General features: G+C 36.6%; 16 protein-coding genes and 1 riboswitch. Of the genes, 8 read left to right on the top strand and 8 right to left on the bottom strand.

Annotated elements, in window-relative coordinates; all coding sequences use genetic code 11:
* Positions 1-49: 49 nt before the first annotated feature.
* Positions 50-754 carry a GntR family transcriptional regulator gene (locus GA0061081_RS07940; protein WP_091349445.1) on the bottom strand — a complete coding sequence of 235 codons (705 nt, stop codon included), beginning with the start codon at positions 752-754 and terminating at the stop codon, positions 50-52.
* 174 nt (positions 755-928) lie between these two features.
* Between GA0061081_RS07940 and GA0061081_RS07935 the strand changes: the two genes are divergently transcribed.
* Complete coding sequence (locus GA0061081_RS07935) at positions 929-2,818, top strand: glucose PTS transporter subunit IIA (protein ID WP_091349443.1); 1,890 nt, start codon at positions 929-931, stop codon at positions 2,816-2,818.
* Positions 2,819-2,831: 13 nt separating this feature from the next.
* A complete protein-coding gene (locus GA0061081_RS07930; RefSeq protein WP_091349544.1) occupies positions 2,832-4,271 on the top strand; it encodes a 6-phospho-beta-glucosidase in 1,440 nt (479 codons plus the stop codon).
* Between the two features lie 76 nt (positions 4,272-4,347).
* On the opposite strand, the gene dinB is transcribed toward GA0061081_RS07930, so the two are convergent.
* The 7 genes from dinB to rluD all read right to left on the bottom strand — a co-directional run bounded on the left by dinB (position 4,348) and on the right by rluD (position 13,002).
* On the bottom strand, positions 4,348-5,403 hold the full coding sequence (gene dinB / locus GA0061081_RS07925) for a DNA polymerase IV (RefSeq protein ID WP_091349440.1): 1,056 nt from the start codon (positions 5,401-5,403) through the stop codon (positions 4,348-4,350).
* An 83-nt stretch (positions 5,404-5,486) separates the two neighbouring features.
* Positions 5,487-7,193, bottom strand: a complete 1,707-nt coding sequence (gene cptA, locus GA0061081_RS07920) for a phosphoethanolamine transferase CptA (RefSeq protein WP_091349439.1) — start codon at positions 7,191-7,193, stop codon at positions 5,487-5,489.
* A gap of 188 nt (positions 7,194-7,381) precedes the next feature.
* The gene (gene thiQ / locus GA0061081_RS07915) at positions 7,382-8,086 is read right to left on the bottom strand and encodes a thiamine ABC transporter ATP-binding protein ThiQ (RefSeq protein WP_091349437.1); all 705 of its coding nucleotides are present in this window, start codon (positions 8,084-8,086) and stop codon (positions 7,382-7,384) included.
* Positions 8,064-9,641: a thiamine/thiamine pyrophosphate ABC transporter permease gene (gene thiP / locus GA0061081_RS07910; protein ID WP_091349435.1), complete on the bottom strand. Its 1,578-nt coding sequence runs from the start codon at positions 9,639-9,641 to the stop codon at positions 8,064-8,066. The genes thiQ and thiP overlap by 23 nt, the downstream gene beginning before the upstream one ends.
* A 14-nt stretch (positions 9,642-9,655) precedes the next feature.
* Positions 9,656-10,660, bottom strand: a complete 1,005-nt coding sequence (gene thiB / locus GA0061081_RS07905) for a thiamine ABC transporter substrate binding subunit (protein WP_091349432.1) — start codon at positions 10,658-10,660, stop codon at positions 9,656-9,658.
* Positions 10,661-10,701: 41 nt separating this feature from the next.
* A riboswitch (TPP riboswitch) is annotated at positions 10,702-10,810 on the bottom strand.
* Positions 10,811-11,254: 444 nt separating this feature from the next.
* Entirely contained in the window at positions 11,255-12,019 is a 765-nt protein-coding gene (pgeF, locus tag GA0061081_RS07900; RefSeq protein ID WP_091349541.1) for a peptidoglycan editing factor PgeF, read from the bottom strand.
* Positions 12,020-12,027: 8 nt separating this feature from the next.
* Positions 12,028-13,002, bottom strand: a complete 975-nt coding sequence (gene rluD / locus GA0061081_RS07895; RefSeq protein WP_091349429.1) for a 23S rRNA pseudouridine(1911/1915/1917) synthase RluD — start codon at positions 13,000-13,002, stop codon at positions 12,028-12,030.
* 92 nt (positions 13,003-13,094) lie between these two features.
* On the opposite strand from rluD, the gene bamD reads away from it, so the two are divergent.
* The 6 genes from bamD to infA all read left to right on the top strand — a co-directional run bounded on the left by bamD (position 13,095) and on the right by infA (position 19,418).
* The gene (gene bamD, locus GA0061081_RS07890) at positions 13,095-13,889 is read left to right on the top strand and encodes an outer membrane protein assembly factor BamD (RefSeq protein ID WP_091349427.1); all 795 of its coding nucleotides are present in this window, start codon (positions 13,095-13,097) and stop codon (positions 13,887-13,889) included.
* A gap of 309 nt (positions 13,890-14,198) precedes the next feature.
* Positions 14,199-16,781, top strand: a complete 2,583-nt coding sequence (leuS, locus tag GA0061081_RS07885; RefSeq protein ID WP_091349425.1) for a leucine--tRNA ligase — start codon at positions 14,199-14,201, stop codon at positions 16,779-16,781.
* A 35-nt stretch (positions 16,782-16,816) separates the two neighbouring features.
* Positions 16,817-17,311 carry an LPS assembly lipoprotein LptE gene (gene lptE / locus GA0061081_RS07880; RefSeq protein ID WP_091349423.1) on the top strand — a complete coding sequence of 165 codons (495 nt, stop codon included), beginning with the start codon at positions 16,817-16,819 and terminating at the stop codon, positions 17,309-17,311.
* A gap of 7 nt (positions 17,312-17,318) precedes the next feature.
* Entirely contained in the window at positions 17,319-18,323 is a 1,005-nt protein-coding gene (gene holA, locus GA0061081_RS07875; protein ID WP_091349421.1) for a DNA polymerase III subunit delta, read from the top strand.
* Positions 18,317-18,970 carry a nicotinate-nucleotide adenylyltransferase gene (gene nadD, locus GA0061081_RS07870; RefSeq protein WP_091349419.1) on the top strand — a complete coding sequence of 218 codons (654 nt, stop codon included), beginning with the start codon at positions 18,317-18,319 and terminating at the stop codon, positions 18,968-18,970. The genes holA and nadD overlap by 7 nt, the downstream gene beginning before the upstream one ends.
* Before the next feature lie 229 nt (positions 18,971-19,199).
* Positions 19,200-19,418: a translation initiation factor IF-1 gene (infA, locus tag GA0061081_RS07865; protein ID WP_025315083.1), complete on the top strand. Its 219-nt coding sequence runs from the start codon at positions 19,200-19,202 to the stop codon at positions 19,416-19,418.
* Positions 19,419-19,504 lie beyond the last annotated feature (86 nt).

Raw genomic sequence — 19,504 nt, 5'->3', positions numbered from 1 at the left:
ATGAATGATCGATTTCTTATTCATCTTCCTAATAACTCATCACTGAAACTTACTTTGAGTGATTTTGTATGCAAAATCTTGCATTTTCATAATGATAAATGATTTTTGAAAAATCAAATGGTTCACCTGATGAAGTATAAAATATTTCTTCAACACAAAGTGCTGGCTCACCGGCTTGCAGTCCTAAATATTGCGCCATTTCAGCATCAAGCTTTATTACTTGCATATATTTATCAGAAAAACCAATATTAATATTATAATTTTCTTGAATATAATTAAAAATTGAATTTTCAACGATCTCTTTATTTAAATAACAAATGAGCTTTTTGCGATAGTATGACTGCTCTAAGCCATATAATTTGCCTTCAACGTAACGTAATCGCTTAACAAAATAAACTTCTTCATCGTCATCACATTGTAGGTTTTCTTTAACCTTTGAACAGGGCTTGATAATATCGACATTAAATACTGTCGATGAACCATAAACATCTTCTAAATCAACGGTAAAACCATGACTTTGTAAAAAATTGAGGTAGCCTCTTTTTTTGCGTTCACGAACAAAAATGCCACTGCCTTGCACTTGATAAATAACACCTTGTCGTTCCAGACAATTGAGCGCTTTAATAATTGTGCTACGACTTACCTGATACTGATTAATTAACCCTTCAATATTGGCAAGTTGGGTGCCCTTAGCTAATTGCTGCTGATAAATCGTTTGTTTGATTTTTTTTGCAACATCCTGATATTTAATCATTTTTATATCTTTTATTTAATGAAAAATTTAAACATTATTTTATACAAGTTATTTTAACTTTTAAATTAAATGATGTAAAAGTCGATCAAGATCACAAACAATATAATTGGTAATTAACAATTTTGAAATTGTCGATAAAATAATCTTACTAAATTGCTTTTAGGAGTATTATGGATGTCTTCAAAAATTAGAGATTATAACAAACTAGCTGTCGATATTTTAAATGAGCTAGGCGGTGAAAATAATATTGTGACCGTTTCTCGCTGTGCAACGCGTCTTCGCCTTGTTACCCAACATACACCAGATCACGCAAAAGAGAACATCGCTAAATTGCCGGGCGTGATTACCGTTGTTGAAAAAGGTGGTCAAATCCAAGTGGTTATTGGTACGCATGTTGATAAAGTTTATAACGCCTTTACGCAACTGATTAATACTGATAAAAAAGTAACGAATGACGATAAAGCGAATATTTTAAATCGTGTTATTGCGACGATGTCAGCTGTTTTTGCGCCGTTTGTTTACGTTTTAGCCGCTTCGGGGATTTTACAAGGGATCTTAATTTTAATTAAATTAGCTTTTCCTGAATTTGAATCAACTAGTACTTATAAAATTTTTGACTTTATTTCTTGGGCACCTTTTTTCTTTCTCCCAATTTTTATTGCTATTACCGCTTCACAACATTTTCGTTGTAATATTTACATTGCGGTGGCTTGTTGTGCCGCATTACTTTCACCCACTTGGACAAAATTGGCAGAATTAATCAAAGCAGGGACAGAAATCGATTTATTTGGTATTGCATTATCAGAAACGCCTTATAACTCAACCGTACTACCGCCACTTTTTTTGGTGTGGTTACTGTCGTATTTAGAGCGATTTTTGGAACCACGATTACATAGTATTATCAAACCTCTTTTAATGCCTTTAATCTGTTTAGTGATTATGGTGCCATCAACACTTATTGCTATAGGACCAATAACTGCAAACGCAGCTCACTATATTGCCAATGGTTATAATTGGATAGTTAATCTTGCGCCTTTCATTGCGGGTGGGTTGATTGGTGCTGTATGGCAAGTATTGGTTATTTTTGGTGTACATTGGGGAATAACACCTGTCATCACCGAAAATATCAATCAATATGGGCAAGATTCTTTCCAAGCATTCCAAACTATTGCCGTAATTGGTCAAGTGGGTGCTGCACTAGGTTTTTATATAAAAACTAAAACACAAGAAATGAAAGGTATTTCATTATCTGCATTTATCACAGGTTTATTTGGTATCACTGAACCTGCTATTTATGGTGTAAACTTACGCTTTAAAAAGCCATTTATTTATGGATGTATCTGCGCATCTTTGGGTGGCATTGTTGCTGGGTTCTTTACACCTTATTACTATACTTATGCAGCACTACCAGGACCATTAACCATTGTCAATGCCATTAAACCCGATAATATGAGTTCATTTTTTGGTGTGGCAATTGGTTCAGCAATTGCATTAATTGGCCCTGTAATTTTAATCCAAATTTTTGGCACTGGCGAAACGATACAAGATAATTTTAACAACCCAAAAACTATCAATAACCAAGATGATAACCCTAAAATTCTTCTTGATGAAGTTGACATTACAAGCCCAATGACAGGTCATGCTTTACCATTAAGTGAAGTGCCCGATCCTGCTTTTTCACAAAAACTCATGGGTGAAGGGATTGCAATTGAACCTACTGATAATCACGTTTATGCGCCTTTTGATGCCGAGGTAACTGCGGTATTTGAAAATTCTAAACATGCCATTGGATTAACATTAGATAACGGCGTTGAGTTACTAATTCATGTGGGGATTGATACGGTTAATTTAACCAATAATGAGTTTGCATATCACGTTGAATTACATCAAAAAGTTAAAAAAGGTGATTTGCTCATCAGCTTCAATCCTGAGGTAATTAAGCAAGCAGGCTACCCGTTAATTACCCCAATTATTATTGTTAATACCGATCAATACCAATTCATTTCATTAACTGATAAAACAGAAGTAACAGTTGATGATATCATATTTAAAATTAAGCAATAACAAGGAATCAAAAATGACTAAAAAACCATTTTTATGGGGCGGTGCTTTAGCCGCTCACCAATTTGAAGGTGGCTGGAACGAAGGCGGTAAAGGACCAAGTGTGGTTGATGTTATGACTGCAGGTGCGCATGGCGTTGCAAGACAAATCACCCAAGATATCGAAGCAGGTAAATTTTATCCAAATCATACTGCAATTGATTTCTATCATCATTATAAAGACGATATTAAGCTTTTTGCCGAATTAGGTCTTAAATGTTTACGCACCTCAATCGCGTGGACTCGAATTTTTCCAAAAGGTGATGAGCTTGAACCAAACGAAGAAGGACTTCGCTTTTATGATAACGTTTTTGATGAGTTAATTGCTCACGGTATTGAACCTGTTATCACCTTATCGCATTTTGAAATGCCGTTACATATTGCTCGCCAGTATGGTGGTTTCAGAAACCGTAAAACAGTTGAATTTTTTGAACGTTTTGCCACTGCGTGTTTTGAGCGTTATAAAAATAAAGTCAAATATTGGATGACATTTAACGAAATCAATAATCAAATGGATACCAGTAACCCTATCTTCTTTTGGACTAACTCGGGCGTACAAGTTAAACCGGGCGAAAATCCGCAAGAAGTCCTGTACCAAGTTGCTCACTATGAACTATTAGCCAGTGCTAAGGCAGTGATTGCTGGTAAAAAAATCAATCCTGATTTTCAAATTGGTTGTATGGTGTCACATGTGCCAATTTATCCATATTCTTGTAATCCTGAAGATATGATGGCATCAGAAATTGCTATGCATCAACGCTTCTTCTTCCCTGATGTTCACGTTCGTGGTTATTACCCTGCTTATGCTTTAAAAGAGTTTGAGCGTGAAGGCTATAAGCTAGATATCACCGATGAAGATTTAGTTTATTTGAAAAAAGGTACGGTTGATTACATTGGCTTTAGCTATTATATGTCTACCGTTGTGAAAGCGGATGCCAAAAATGACAATCGCGATAACATCGTTAACGGTGCACTACCTAATGCGGTTGAAAATCCTTATATTAAAAGCAGTGATTGGGGCTGGCCAATTGACCCTGAAGGTTTACGTTATACACTCAATCGTTTGTATGATCGTTATCAATTACCACTATTTATTGTAGAAAATGGTTTTGGAGCAATTGATGAACTTGAAAACGGCAATCAAGTGCACGACAAACCTCGTATTGAATATCTAGGTGCACACATTAAAGCCATGCAAACTGCCATGGATTATGATGGCGTTGATGTGATTGGCTATACCGCTTGGGGGATTATTGATGTCGTATCATTCACTACTGGCGAAATGAAAAAACGTTATGGCGTGATTTATGTTGACCGTGACAATGCCGGTAACGGTAGCATGAAGCGTTATAAAAAAGATTCATTTGAATGGTATAAACAAGTGATTAGCACTAACGGTGCAAGTTTAAAATCATAATTATCAGTTAACAGAAATTTTATTAAGAGGATGCGTTCAAGTTTTGTCCGCATCCTCATTTTATGACGAAAAAGACCTAAAACGGAAAAATTAACTGTTTTTCAACTTGCGGATCAATTAACGTTACATGAAAACCAATTAACCGAACACCACGACCATTACGCCGTTCTAACCAAACTTTATGCGCTTGTTCAATCAAATCGGCTTTATCTAATTTAGACCATACATGCTCTTGTGTTGTCAGCTGAAAATCGTCAAACTTAAATTTGACACCCTGCCGAGCAATCGACAAATCAGCACGCACTTTACTTAATCGTTTTTCTATCTCTTCAAATAATGGGTCAAACTGCAATAAACACTCATTCCAACTATGGATGTCGTCAGTTAAAGTACGCTCTACCCCAACGGATTTACGTTGCCTGTCATTATAAATTTCACGATCATCAATACCTTGGCATCGCTCATACAATATGCGTCCAAATTTACCAAATTGATTGAATAATTTTGTTACGTCGTAATTAACAACATCTTTACACGTAAATAGCCCTAATTGTGCCAGTTTCTTTTCAGTGACTTTACCTACACCGGGGATTTTTTTTAAGGGAAGCTGCGCAATAAACCCATCGACCTCATCAGGTGTTATCACATACTGGCCGTTAGGCTTGTTCATATCTGAAGCAATTTTGGCAAGAAATTTAAGTGGAGCAACACCAGCCGACGCCGTTAATTCAAGTTCCTTAAAAATAGCTTGGCGAATATCTTGAGCAATTAAGGTAGCTGAACCGTAACAAAGCTTGCAATCGGTCACATCAAGGTAAGCCTCATCAAGTGATAGCGCCTCAATAGATTCAGTATACCGCCTAAAAATTTGATGGATCTGTTTTGATACGTCTTTATACACCGCATGCCTACCGGGTATAATTTTAAGATTAGGGCACAGTTTAATCGCTTGTGCCATTGACATAGCACTGTGTATACCATATTGACGAGCTAAATAATTGGCAGTGGCAACCACACCACGTTTACGGGGATCACCTCCAACCGCAATGGGCAAATTGCGATAACGGGGGTTATCTCTCATTTCAACGGCGGCATAAAAACAATCCATATCGACATGAATAATTTTTCGCATAAAACGGCTTCACAACACTTAAAAATATACTGTATAAATATACAATATCATAACTAAAACTGTTGTGTAAATAGCCTTTACGGTTACTTAGCCAATTTATCAAAATCAATTAAACCATTTTTATCATAAGGATCGCCAATCCAGCGCGTTGATTGATGAAAACTAGGATTAACAATACTTTTTTCAGGAACGTATAAGTTATAGCTTAATCCCGCTAAATCAGACCACGTGTGAATCAAATCTTGCGTACTAAATTTGCGATCCACATAATGTTGATAATGATTCGGATGCGTTGCCACCCATGTTGGTGATTGCCACAGCATAAATGGCACAGTATACATGGTGCGAGTTGGTGCTTTTTCGTTTCGCCCTAAGATATTGTGTGGTGGGGTTTGATAAACATCTTCGCCATGATCTGAAAAATACAACATAAAACCATTTTCTTGGCTATCTTTAAAGATATTAAAAAGCGTTGTCGTAATATAATCGTTATAACTTATGGCATTATCATAAGTATTATACACATCGACTTTATCGTCATCGATATTAAATGTAATACCTGTTTTATCTTTAAAACGATCATACACACTATCTTTTGGGTAACGGAACGCGTATTTCATATGCGTGCCTAGCAAATGAATAACAATGAATTTCTTCTCACTTGGATCATTCAACACTTTTTTAAATGGTTCAAAAACGGACTCATCATATCGCCTTGCACTTTGATTACGATCGTTATTCATATAAAATTGTTCATCCGTTTGCTGAGAAAACATCGTTAACATCGTATTACGGCGAGTCATTGTTTGCTGATTGGTGATCCAAAACGTTTTATAACCTGCTTGTTTCATTAAATGGATTAAAGATGGCGTTTTTAAATATAAATCTGGGTGCTGTTCATCAGCAAAAGTTAATGCTTGTTGTAAAATTTCAATGGTATAAGGTCTTGATGAAATCACATCATTAAATACCACAAAATTCGGATTATCTTTTTTGAACTGCTCAATTTGTGGTGTAGTATCCCGTCCATAGCCATAAATTCCCATTCTATTGCGTGTTGTTGATTCACCTATTACTAGCACTAACGTTCTTGGGGTATTACCGTTGGCATCTTTTAAATTTTCTAACGGTGGTAATGTTTGCAAATGGTTTAAAATATCTTTCATATTTGATAATTGTGAACGATAAGCTAAATAACCATTAAGCAATTGCCATGGTACGGTTGTTTCCATACGTGATAGCAGGTGCGATCCCGCTTTCCTGATGGATGATTTTTTTATTGTGACACTAATAAACACTGGCATAATGGCATAAATCACAATTAACAGTGATGCAATCCATTTTGTACAGCTTTTAACATAAACTGGTTTTACTTTAGTCCACAGATAAATCCCTACCAAGCTATAAATAATCAGAATCACAACTAATTTAATACTCAAATACTGCTGAATAAACTCACTAGACTCAGCAAAGTTTGATTCCGCCATAATAAAAAAGACACTTTGCGAAAATTCCTGTCGATAAATAATAAAATATCCAACAGAAATCAAAGACAAACTGCCCACAATCATTCCAAAAACAGTCGCAATCCTCCGCGTATAGTTAGGAAAAATTAAAACAGGAATAAGCCAAATCAAACTATAAATAATAGAATCACGCAATCCAATAACATTAGAATGACCAGAAAAGAAAATATACAATTGCAACGCACTAGAAAAATAAGTAAAAAATAGAATATTAAAGATAAGTGCTGATCGACTAAAAGAACGATTTGCTTTGGTGTTTTGCATAGATATTAAATAAGTTTGTTATTAATTATTAAAAATAATCTACGCAAAATAGATTAATAAAACCTTAAGACATAAAAATTTTTATTTAAATAATAAGTTATCAACAAAGAATAATCGTGAATTAATTTAGATGAATAATAGATAAATAGACAGCTAAAGACCTTTATTTAGCCCTTAACAACGACTATTTATTGAAAATTAAACCCCAACATTTTGGCAATGTGACTATTTTCAGGTTGTTTTAGCTGTTTTGGCAAACCATTAAAAACAATCTGCCCATTATCCACGACCAAACAACGCGAAAAGTAACTGAGCGAATCATCAAGGTAATGCGATATCATCATTAATGTTAAATTAAACTTATCACAAATTTGATTAACTAGCGCTAGCATTTCATAACGTAAAGCTTGATCAAGCGCTGAAAAAGGCTCATCCAATAATAAAATAGGCCGATGCTGAATTAAACAACGCGCAAGTGCCACTCGCTGGCGTTGCCCACCTGATAACTGTTCTGGATATCGTTTGCCAAATCCATCCAGTCCCACTTGAATTAGAATGTCACAAATAGTCTGTTGCTCAGCTACCGTTAACTTTAATGATGGCTTAAGTCCTAAAGCAATGTTTTGTTCAACGGTTAAGTGACTAAATAAATTGTTATCTTGAAACAACATTGATACAGGGCGTTTACCAGGAAGTAAGTTATTTGCGTATTGTTTATTAAGAATGATATCGCCCGATTTTGGATGAATAAATCCAGCAATTAAATTTAATAAAGTACTTTTACCTGCACCGCTAGGCCCAACAATAACGACGCGTTCTTTTGCTACTATAGCAATATCAAAATGTACTTTAAAATTATCATATTGATAATTAATGTGATTCAGTTCGATCATAATCTATCACAACCAACAAACTAAAAGATAATATTAACAATAATGCAGCCGTTACGGTACTTTCTTGATAATAATAATGCGATATTTGCTCATATAAATAGTAGGGTAACGTAATGACTGACTGCCCACCAAATAACGCAATAATACCAAAATCACCTAATGATAATATGGCTGAAAAAGCAAAGCTCTGAATGATTAATTTTTTTAGCGCTTTGTATTCGATCAAATAAAAATGCAACAAACCATCAATATTGAGTGATTGAGTTAATTGCCAGTAGCGTGCGGTCACATCATACATTGGTGCGGCAAGATTTTTTAATACAAAAGGTAATGCCATTAAGCCATTACACAACATAATTAAGCCACACACAAATACAGAACTATACGCGTAGGGAAATAACAATAAAAACAGACCCGATGCCAGTGCCATGCTTGGAATAATTAAAATCAGCGATCCCACTAACATTAATCGATTGCTCCACTGCGTGTGTTGGTTAATCAATAGGCGACTGTTGGTATAAAGTAATAATAAAGCAAGTAGCATAGCAATCATTGCCGATCCCAAAGCAATTAATACCGAAAACATAACAGCGTGTTGGAAAGCTGCCGTTAAAAATGACCACTTAAAAAAATAAATCCCTTCAATAATTATGGTGATGATGGGCAGCACAATAAATAGCCCACCAATAACAATAATCAACATACTCAACAACACTAAGTGAAACGAAACTGGCACGCAATAATTTTGCCTAACGTAGTTCACACTAAGTCTTTTGTTATAATTTGTTTTTTGCATCAACCGCATAAAACTAACACAACAAACTAACTGCAAACAGGCTAAAAATACAGCTTGTATCAAATCAAACTCACGAATAGATTGATAAATAGCCACTTCAATTGTGGAATATTTTGGTCCACCACCAAGCGTTAATACTATGGCAAAACTCGAAAAACAAAGCATAAAAATAAGCGATGCCATCGGGAACAATTGCCGACGTAGTAGCGGCCATTCAACCAATTTAAAATAAGTAAAACTCGAAAAATTTAACTGCGTTGCTAACTGTTTGTGTGCGACAGGCACGTTATTTAATGTTTGGTAAAATAAACAACAAGCATACGGAAAATTAAGAAACACATGCGCAAGTAATATACCTTTTAAACCGTAAATGGATGTAATAAATGGTAATCCCAAACAATTGAACACCCCTGCCAATAAGCCATGTTTTCCGTAAACAGACAGCAGCCCCGTTACCACAACAAGGGTAGGTAAAATGAAGGTAATTGGCATTATGCGTAACAATAACCGTTTACCCCAAAAATTGACCATTGATAAAGCTTTCGCCATGACTATTGCAGATAAAATAGATAATAATGTCGATAGCGTTGCTTGAAATACTGTTATCCAAATCAAATGCATTAAATAACTATCAAAATAGACAGTTAAATTATTAGACTTAATAGCGACCAAGCAAAGTGCACATAGCGCTGTGCCTAATACAATTAAGATGAAGCTTGCAGCGCTAAAACCAGGAAGTAATGTTCTTAATTTCAACATTAGACTAAATAAAACTACTTACTAATGGTGGATTTCCATTCACGTACCCACGCTTTTTGATTCTGTTCAACTTGCTTGGCATCAAACTCAAGCGCTTTATCAACTGGCCTAATTTGCTGAAAAGCGTCAGGTAATGGAATATTAATAATCGGATACATGAAATTTTTTTCAGCAAATTGGCGCTGTACCTCAGGGGTTAATAAATATCTCAAAAATGAACGTGCAAGCTCCGGTTGCTGACTGTACTTAGTGATGCCAGCAACTTCAACTTGACGATAATGACCTTCGTCAAAAATAGCCGCAGCATAACGATGATCATTATTATTCATAATATGAGCCACAGGTGAAGTGCTATAACTAAGCACAAAATCAGCTTCACCTTTTAAAAATAGACCGTAAGCTTCGCTCCAACCTTTGGTCACAGTCACAGTATTGTTAGCTATTTTTTGCCATGCAGATGCCGCATCATCACCATATATATTCTTTATCCAAAATAATAAACCTAAACCAGGTGTACTCGTTCTTGGATCTTGATAAATAATCTTCCAATTGGCTTTATTATCAACTAATTCATGCATAGTGCGTGGCGGGTTACTAATCTTTTGCTGATCATAAATAAAGGCAAAATAACCAAAATCATAAGGCATAAAATTACTATCCCACCAGTCGGTATTTAAATTATTTGGCTTACTGATTTGATGAGGAATAACAATACCTGCCTGTTTGGCTTGATCTAAAAGGTTATTGTCTAACCCTAAGATCACATCGGCATTGGTTCTATTCCCTTCAAGGCGAATTCGATTTAAAACCGCCACCCCATCGCCTAATGCAACAATTTCAAGTTGGCAGTCGCACTGAGCTTCAAAGCCCTTTTCAATCGCCTGACCAGGTCCCCATTCTGAAATAAACGAATTATAACTATAAACAATCAAAGTAGGTTTTTCGCTAGTAGCATTGGCATTGTTGACCACAAAAAGTGCAAACAAGCCTAAAGGTAATAAAACATTCTTAAAAAACATTTTGCCTCCAAAATAGCAAATAAAAGACAAAAGGTTTGAGCAGATACAATAAACTCAAATCCCTCCGCTGGCATGATCCAGTTCAGGTTCGACGGGTTATGTTAGCCAATCTAACATTCTCAGCCCTACTGGGCACCCCGTTGAGAACGTCGAGTAGTTTAGAGGTTAGCGTGAGGATTGTAAACAACGAAAGTGACCAAGAGTGTATGTTTGCGTTTTTTTTTAAACACCAAAACAAAAATATGATTAAATTCGATATCTTTTTAGACATTTTTTAGTTGGTTAAATGGTTTTCATTATGGTTCCCTATTCGTAGTCTTGTTGATTTGTTAGATGTCGCAACCTTCCCAACTGCGTATAAACAATTGATTTTTTTGAAAAGATGAAAATAAAAACTTCAATAAAATCAATACCTTTTCTGACTGATTTTTAGCAAAAAAACTTCCTAAATTGAACGTAATCTTCATAACTATTTTGATCACCAAACAGCAAACGTCCGAAACCACTACAAATAACTGACAATCAATCTACAAATAAAAAACAGTTAGAAAAATATTTGATTTTATTATTTTTTTTATTTTAAAATAAAAAAACTTACTCAAACCAAATCATTGACGCCATCCGCCCTGTTTGATTTTCCCGACGGTATGAAAAAAACTTATCTTGTTCAGTATAAGTACAAAAATCCCCTCCAAAAATCTTAGTTACTCCCATTGCTTGTAAGCGTTGTTTAGCAATTAAGTAAAGGTCGGCTAGGTATTTTTGTTCAGCAGGGTTGATTAATTTAAAGGCAATTTTTGCATTGCGGTCGACTTTTTCAAATTGTTCCTTGACATCAATACCAACTTCGAATTTTTTGGCACTGATCGCTGGCCCAAGCCATGCGATGATGTTTGACGGTGGCGAGACAAATTTTTTGACTGTTTCTTCCAGTATTCCGTTACATAATCCTCGCCAGCCGGCATGTGCTGCCGCAACTTCGTCACCATTAGTTGTACAAAACAAGACTGGCATACAATCGGCAGTAAGTACTACGCTCACTTGTTTGGGTTGATGAGTATAAGATGCGTCGGCTTCTATCGTTTGGTTAGGAATGTTGCCTGTTGCTGTTTGTAAAGCAATTTGCGATATATCCAGCGCTATGGTGCTGTGGGTTTGAGTTAGCCAATAAGGTTCGCTGGGTATCTGTTCGGTTTGTATTAGGCGCTGGCGGTTTTGCGCTATGTGCTCTAAATTATCGCCTGTTCGACTCCCCATATTTAAGCTCGCAAATGGTGCCATACTAACACCGCCTGTTCGTGTTGTGGTGAGGGCATGGACGTTTTTGGGTGCTGTCCAATATGGGTAAATCGATTTTATCATGTTGGTTACCAGTCTAGTTCATCTTTGTGCTGTTCAGTGTCTTCTTGCAAAGCTTGAATTAACGTTTGCATGTCTTGCGGTATTGGTGCATTCCATTGCATGAGTTCTCCTGTAATGGGATGATACAGGCGTAACATGGTGGCATGTAATGCTTGGCGGTCAAAGTCACGCAAGGTTTGAATAAACGATTCACTTGCGCCTTTGGGCGGCCTTGGGCGCCCACCATAAAGTGGATCGCCAATTAATGGATGGGCAATATGTGCCATATGTACACGAATTTGGTGAGTACGACCTGTTTCTAAGCGTAAGCGTAATCGGGTATGTAAGCGGTACTTTTCCATCACTCGGTAGTGTGTAACCGCAGGTTTGCCGGTCGGGAATACTGCCATATGGGTACGTTTGGTTGGGTGGCGGGTGATGGGTTGATCTACTGTGCCCCCTGCTGTAATAATACCCATAGCAACTGCCTCATATTCACGGGTGATTTCGCGGTGTTGAAGTGCATCAACTAAATGAGTTTGGGCATTAATGGTTTTAGCAACAACCATAAGGCCTGTGGTATCTTTGTCCAGTCGATGAACAATACCAGCACGCGGTACACGCGCGATGTTAGGATGATAATGTAATAAAGCATTTAATACCGTACCATCCGGATTACCTGCACCGGGGTGTACGACTAAATCACGCGGTTTGTTGATAACTAATATGTCGTCATCTTCATAAACAATATCAAGTTTTATATCTTCAGGTTGGTGATAGGTTTCTTCTTCGATTTCGGCATTAATTGCGATTTTTTCACCACCTAAAACCCTTTCTTTGGGTTTATTAACTATATTGTTATTAACAGTGACTTTATTATTGACGATCCAATCTTTTATTCTTGATCGTGAATAATCAGGGAAAAGCTCTGACAAAGCTTGATCTAAGCGCATCCCTAATTGGTGTTGTTCAATTTCGGTTGATAATTTTAACTCATGCATGTGTAATTTATCTATTTTAAGCTGTTTTGTTTTAGAGTATTATATACCAATCATCGCCTTTTATGTTTAATTATATTTGGATTGAAAACTGAATGAAATTGCGCTTACACTCTTTGTTAGCTATCGCTTTAACTGGCATGCTAATTGGTTGTACTTCTTCTAAGCCAGATGTTGAAAATGTACCCGAAATTGAGCTTTACAATAAAGCTAAATCAGAGCTTGAAAATGGGAATATAAAATCCAGTATTAAAGTATTAGAGTCCATGGATAAAAATTATCCATTTGGCCCTTATTCACAACAAGTGCAACTTGATTTGATTTATGCTTATTATAAGTCTGCCGATTTGCCATTGGCGATTGCCTCAATTGACCGATTTTTAAAGTTGAATCCGACACATCAAAATATTGACTGGGTTATTTATATGCGTGGCCTTTCAAATATGGCGCAAGATGACAATATGATCCAAGGTTGGTTTAATGTTGATCGTTCAGATCGCGATGCTGATTACGCGGCAGCTGCGTTTAAGGATTTTACCTATTTAGTGTCTAGCTTCCCTAGTAGCCAGTACGCTGCCGATGCACAAAAACGTCTTGTATTTTTGAAAAACCGATTAGCGCGCTATCAGCTAAAAGTAGCTCAATTTTATACTAAACGTGGCGCTTATGTAGCAGTAATTAACCGTGTGACTGACATGCTATCGACGTTCCCAGATACCGATTCAACAAAAGAAGCGTTGCTATTAATGCGTAATGCTTATAATGAATTAGGGTTAGTCAACGAAACACAAAAAGTAGATCAACTAATTCAAGCCAACCTTGAAAACATGCCAAAAGAAGAGCAACGTTCATTTTTATCACGCTTCACTAGCGTTTTTAATGGCGGTTAGGCTGTTTTAGATTTGACTTCCAACCATTAATAATTCTGCATAATATAATTGCTATTTAAGTTTGATTAAATGGCAATTAATTAGCAAATTAAAATGGAACCTTGTTAGCTGAAGCTTTACAAAATATTAATTCCATTGTTGTCGATATTAGAGAAAACAATATGTGGAATACAAAAGTTATTATCTCATACTCTATAGCCATATTTTAAACTAACTCTTGATTCACATATCGTTTGTAAAACGTGTCAATAACCAATACAATTAGCAACATATTTTTATTAGCAATAATAGATAGGACATTAACTCGTCATGCAAGAACAATACCGCCCAGATGAAATCGAAGCCACTGTGCAAAAACATTGGCAAGAAAATAAAACCTTTCACGTTACCGAAGATCCATCAAAAGAAAAATATTACTGCTTATCGATGCTACCTTACCCGTCTGGGCGTTTGCATCTTGGTCATGTTCGCAATTACACCATTGGTGATACCATTTCACGTTACCAACGTTTAAATGGTAAAAATGTACTACAACCAATTGGTTGGGATGCGTTTGGCTTACCTGCTGAAGGGGCTGCTGTTAAAAATAATACTGCACCTGCAAAATGGACATACGAAAATATTGCCTATATGAAAAAGCAATTGCAGCTTTTAGGATTCGGTTATGATTGGGATCGCGAAGTAACAACTTGCCGTCCAGAATATTATAAATGGGAACAATGGTTTTTTACCAAGTTATACGAAAAAGGTCTAGTTTATAAAAAAACATCCGCAGTTAACTGGTGTCCAAATGACCAAACCGTACTTGCTAATGAGCAAGTGGTTGAAGGTTGCTGTTGGCGTTGTAGTACACCCGTTGAACGTAAAGAGATCCCACAGTGGTTTATTAAAATCACCGAATATGCCGAAGAGCTACTTAATGATTTAGATACCTTAGAGAGCTGGCCAGAGCAAGTTAAAACTATGCAACGTAACTGGATTGGTCGTTCTGAAGGGGTGGAGTTTGATTTTGCTGTTGAAAATTATGCCGATAAATTACGCGTTTATACAACGCGCCCTGATACTTTAATGGGGGTGAGCTTTGTCTCAGTTGCGGCAGAGCATCCTCTTGCACAATTAGCAGCAAAAAACGATCCTAAAATTGCTGAATTTGTTGCTGAATGTAAAAATACCAAAACAGCCGAAGCCGATATGGCAACCATGGAAAAGAAAGGTATTGCAACGGGCTTTTATGCTATCCACCCATTAACAGGAAAAAAAGTCCCTGTTTGGATTGCTAACTTTGTATTAATTGAATATGGCACTGGTGCCGTCATGGCCGTACCGGGGCACGATGAGCGCGATTATGAATTTGCCTCAAAATATAATTTACCAATTAATCCTGTTATATTAACTCAAGACGGCAACGCGCCAGACTTGTCTGAAAAAGCATATACTGAGCATGGCAAATTATTTAATTCTGGCGAGTTTGATGGTCTGGATTTTGATCAAGCGTTTAATGCTGTTGCCGATAAATTAATTGCGTTAGGTATTGGTCAACGTAAAGTCAATTATCGTTTGCGTGATTGGGGCGTCTCGCGCCAACGTTATTGGGGTGCGCCTATCCCAATGGTGACGCTTGAAGATGGTACAACGATTCCAACACCAGAAGATCAGTTACCGGTTATTTTGCCAGAAGACGTCGAAATGAACGGTATCACTAGTCCAATTAAGGCCGATCCTAACTGGGCAAAAACCACGGTGAACGGCCAGCCTGCTCTGCGTGAAACCGATACGTTTGACACCTTTATGGAGTCATCTTGGTATTATGCCCGTTATACTTGTCCACAATATGACAAAGGGATGTTAGACGAAAAAGCTGCTAACTATTGGTTGCCTGTCGATCAATATGTCGGTGGTATTGAACATGCGATTATGCATTTACTTTATTTTAGATTTTTCCATAAATTAATGCGTGATTTTGGTTTAGTTTCGTCCGATGAGCCGGCAAAACGTCTATTATGCCAAGGCATGGTATTAGCCGATGCATTTTATTACACTAGCCCAACCAATGAACGCATTTGGGTTTCACCAACCGAAGTCACTATTGAACGTGATGAAAAAGGTCGCATTGCTAAAGCCGTTGACAAACATGGCAATGAGCTAGTCCATGCAGGTATGACAAAGATGTCAAAATCCAAAAATAATGGTATCGACCCGCAAGAAATGGTTGAAAAATATGGTGCTGATACTGTTCGATTGTTTATGATGTTTGCTTCGCCAGCGGATATGACATTGGAATGGCAAGAGTCTGGTGTTGAAGGTGCTAACCGATTTATTAAACGTGTATGGCGTTTAGTTTATGAACATGCCCAAAAAGGTCAAACTGCTAAACTTGATATTACAACCTTAGATAGTGAACAAAAATCATTACGCCGTGAGCTACATAAAACCATTGCGAAAGTGAGTGATGATATTGGACGTCGCCAAACGTTTAACACCGCTATTGCCGCTGTGATGGAGTTTATGAATCGCTTACAAAAAGCACCACAAGAAACCGAGCAAGATCGTGCTCTCATGAGTGAAGCATTAAATGCGATTATTCGTTTGCTTTACCCTATGATGCCACACGCTTGTTTTGTTATGTGGCAAGCTTTAGGTCATAGCGAATCGATTGATAACACAACTTGGCCTGTTGCTGACCAATCAGCAATGATTGAGGACGAAAAACTTATTGTTGTGCAAATCAACGGTAAAGTCCGTGGTAAATTTACAGTGCCAGCTGATGCCGATCAAGATTTTGTTGTGTCGCAAGCTAAACAAGAACCTAATATTCAAAAATACTTGAGCGACGTTACTATCCGTAAAGTAATTTACGTGCCGGGTAAATTATTAAATCTTGTTGTGGGTTAAGATGGTTTGATAACTAAATTTAGGCGGTTATAGATATGAAAAAGTATTTAGCATTATTTATGTTATTAGCGATATCCTTAACAGGATGTGGATTTCACTTACAGCATGAGACAGAAGTCCCAACAAGGTTTAAGACAATGTCTTATACCAGCTATGACCCTTATGGGCGATTGTCTCGTAATATTAAAGAATTATTGCTCGACAATAAAGTGACATTAACCGCTAATAATGCTACAAACTCGGTGCCATCATTAAGAATGCTAAGTGAAAATCTAAGCCGCAATACCATTTCAATTTATCAAGATGGTAAAGCAGCCGAATATCAATTAGTGTTAACTGTTGAAGCACAAGTAGTTATTGCAGGTCAACAGATATATCCAATCAATGTTCGTGTATTTAGAACGTTTTTTGATAATCCATCAGAAGCATTGGCAAAAACAGTCGAGCAAGATTTGATCGAAGATGAGATGTTCAAGCAAGCCGCTAAGCAAGTCATCCGTAAATTAAAATCGATTGATGCGGTAAATTAACGTTGTCATGATAAAAATTAATGCCGATCAAATTAGCCATAAATTAGGATCACCCTATTATTTGATTGTAGGTAGTGATCCTTATTTACAACATTATGTCCAAACAGAGTTACGAAAATCCTTTATTCATGCTGGATTTGATGAGCAACTAACGTTTGTGATCGATAATCAAACCGACTGGACCGCGATTTTAGATAGCTGTCAAGCGATGAATCTTTTCTCTAGCCAAACCTTGATTTTTCTTGATTTTGGTGAGGGTGCATTAAATGCTAGTATCACCGCCAAGCTCAATACGTTAAGCGAAGTTTTAACGACCGATATTGCGCTGGTAATTAGCCTTAATAAAATCACAAAATCGCAAGAAAATGCCGCTTGGTATAAGGCACTATCAGATAAGCTTGTGGTTGTTAACTGTGTTACACCTGACACGTTACATTTACCGCAATGGATTAAAAATCATTTGCAACAGCAACAAATGACCATTGAGCCTAAAGCAATAGAACTGCTTTGTTATTATTATGAAGGTAATTTGCTGGCACTAACACAGATTATTGCACAGTTAAAGTTGCTATATCCTGATCAAAACATTTCTTATGATGAAGTTGAAAGCAATATTAACGATTCGGCTATATTTACTCCCTTTCATTGGACTGATGCAATGATTGCTAATAAAACTAAACGGGCTATTCATATTTTACAACAGTTGAAGATGAATGAGTTTGAACCGTTATTTTTATTGCGGATTATTCAACGTGAGTTGATATTGCTGATTAATTTAAAAAAAGGTTCACAACAAAAATCACTAAAGCAAGTCTTTGATGAGTACAAAGTCTGGCAAAACAAAAGAACCATTTATATCAATTATCTAAACCGTTTCGATCTAAAAAGTCTGTTTAGCATACTAGCAAAACTGACCGAAATCGAAATCAGCTTAAAACATGATAATCAAGCACGGATATGGGATGCCATGTTTAGTTTATCAATGCAGTTTATGGGATTAGATAAATGTTAACTGCGTTATTAGGGGGAACTTTTGATCCGATCCATTATGGACACCTTCGCCCTGCTATTTCATTAGCTAGCGAAGTGGGGTTAAAGCAAATTAATTTATTGCCCAATCATATTCCCCCCCATAAACCACAACCTGAAGCAAGTACTGAGCAACGTTTAGCGATGATAAAATTAGCTATTGAAGATTTGCCGTTATTTGCATTAGATGTAAGAGAGCTTTTACCTAAAGCATCAACCCGCCCTTCATACACCATCGAAACGCTTCGAGCATGGCGACAAGAAAATGGGGATAGTGAAGGATTAGCATTTATCATGGGTCAAGATTCATTATTGAGTTTACCAACGTGGCATAAATGGAAAACATTACTTAATTACTGCCACTTGCTAATTTGCCGTAGGCCCGGTTATGCTGAGCATACTGATAATATTGAACTAAAACAATGGATAGATGAACATCAAACCCAAAACGTTCAAGATTTACATGATTTACCGCAAGGGCATATCTTTTTTGCGCACACCCCACTTGAAGATATTTCAGCGACTGAAATCAGGCAAAATATCAACAATCAAGCCTGCTGTGAAAATCTATTGCCGCCCAAAGTGTGGCATTATATTCAACAGCAAGGGCTTTATAACGCAAAGAAATAATATAAAGGGCTTTACATCTGGCAGTTTTTTCGGCATTATTTCGCCGCTGTGTTTATATATTTTGAATTCAGTTTTTTTGTGTTTATACTTAACTTTACTAAATCATAAAATAAAACACGAATAAGATGGCATTAAAGCATCAGATTCTTGTTTTACTACTGCCTTAAGTATGGCAGCATGATAAACCAGTTGAGTATATTTAATTTGTATTTATTATTAAGAGGCCCCAATGGCAAAAGAAGATAACATTGAAATGCAAGGTACTATACTTGATACACTTCCAAACACGATGTTTCGTGTTGAACTTGAAAATGGTCATGTCGTTACTGCACATATTTCTGGTAAGATGCGAAAAAACTATATTCGTATTTTAACTGGCGACAAAGTTACTGTTGAAATGACCCCTTATGATCTGTCTAAAGCACGTATCATCTTCCGTAGTCGCTAATATCGTTATCAAAATAAACTATTTAAAACTATAACAGTTTATTTCTCTCTTTTTTAATAAAAAAATCCGTCGACATTTGTCGACGG

Origin of the sequence: Gilliamella bombicola, from assembly GCF_900094945.1 — a bacterium.
Taxonomy (GTDB): Bacteria; Pseudomonadota; Gammaproteobacteria; order Enterobacterales; family Orbaceae; genus Gilliamella; species Gilliamella bombicola.
The sequence above is the reverse complement of the archived record's forward strand: the minus strand, read 5'-3'. Positions and strand labels throughout refer to the sequence as shown.

Coding starts and splice junctions, on each gene's coding strand:
- thiP (WP_091349435.1), bottom strand. CDS start 9,641: ATGTTGAAATTAAGAACATTACTTCCTGGTTTTAGCGCTGCAAGCTTC.
- lptE (WP_091349423.1), top strand. CDS start 16,817: ATGAAAAAGTATTTAGCATTATTTATGTTATTAGCGATATCCTTAACA.
- holA (WP_091349421.1), top strand. CDS start 17,319: ATGATAAAAATTAATGCCGATCAAATTAGCCATAAATTAGGATCACCC.
- nadD (WP_091349419.1), top strand. CDS start 18,317: ATGTTAACTGCGTTATTAGGGGGAACTTTTGATCCGATCCATTATGGA.
- infA (WP_025315083.1), top strand. CDS start 19,200: ATGGCAAAAGAAGATAACATTGAAATGCAAGGTACTATACTTGATACA.
- leuS (WP_091349425.1), top strand. CDS start 14,199: ATGCAAGAACAATACCGCCCAGATGAAATCGAAGCCACTGTGCAAAAA.
- thiB (WP_091349432.1), bottom strand. CDS start 10,660: ATGTTTTTTAAGAATGTTTTATTACCTTTAGGCTTGTTTGCACTTTTT.
- GA0061081_RS07935 (WP_091349443.1), top strand. CDS start 929: ATGTCTTCAAAAATTAGAGATTATAACAAACTAGCTGTCGATATTTTA.
- GA0061081_RS07930 (WP_091349544.1), top strand. CDS start 2,832: ATGACTAAAAAACCATTTTTATGGGGCGGTGCTTTAGCCGCTCACCAA.
- GA0061081_RS07940 (WP_091349445.1), bottom strand. CDS start 754: ATGATTAAATATCAGGATGTTGCAAAAAAAATCAAACAAACGATTTAT.
- cptA (WP_091349439.1), bottom strand. CDS start 7,193: ATGCAAAACACCAAAGCAAATCGTTCTTTTAGTCGATCAGCACTTATC.
- thiQ (WP_091349437.1), bottom strand. CDS start 8,086: ATGATCGAACTGAATCACATTAATTATCAATATGATAATTTTAAAGTA.
- dinB (WP_091349440.1), bottom strand. CDS start 5,403: ATGCGAAAAATTATTCATGTCGATATGGATTGTTTTTATGCCGCCGTT.
- rluD (WP_091349429.1), bottom strand. CDS start 13,002: ATGCATGAGTTAAAATTATCAACCGAAATTGAACAACACCAATTAGGG.
- bamD (WP_091349427.1), top strand. CDS start 13,095: ATGAAATTGCGCTTACACTCTTTGTTAGCTATCGCTTTAACTGGCATG.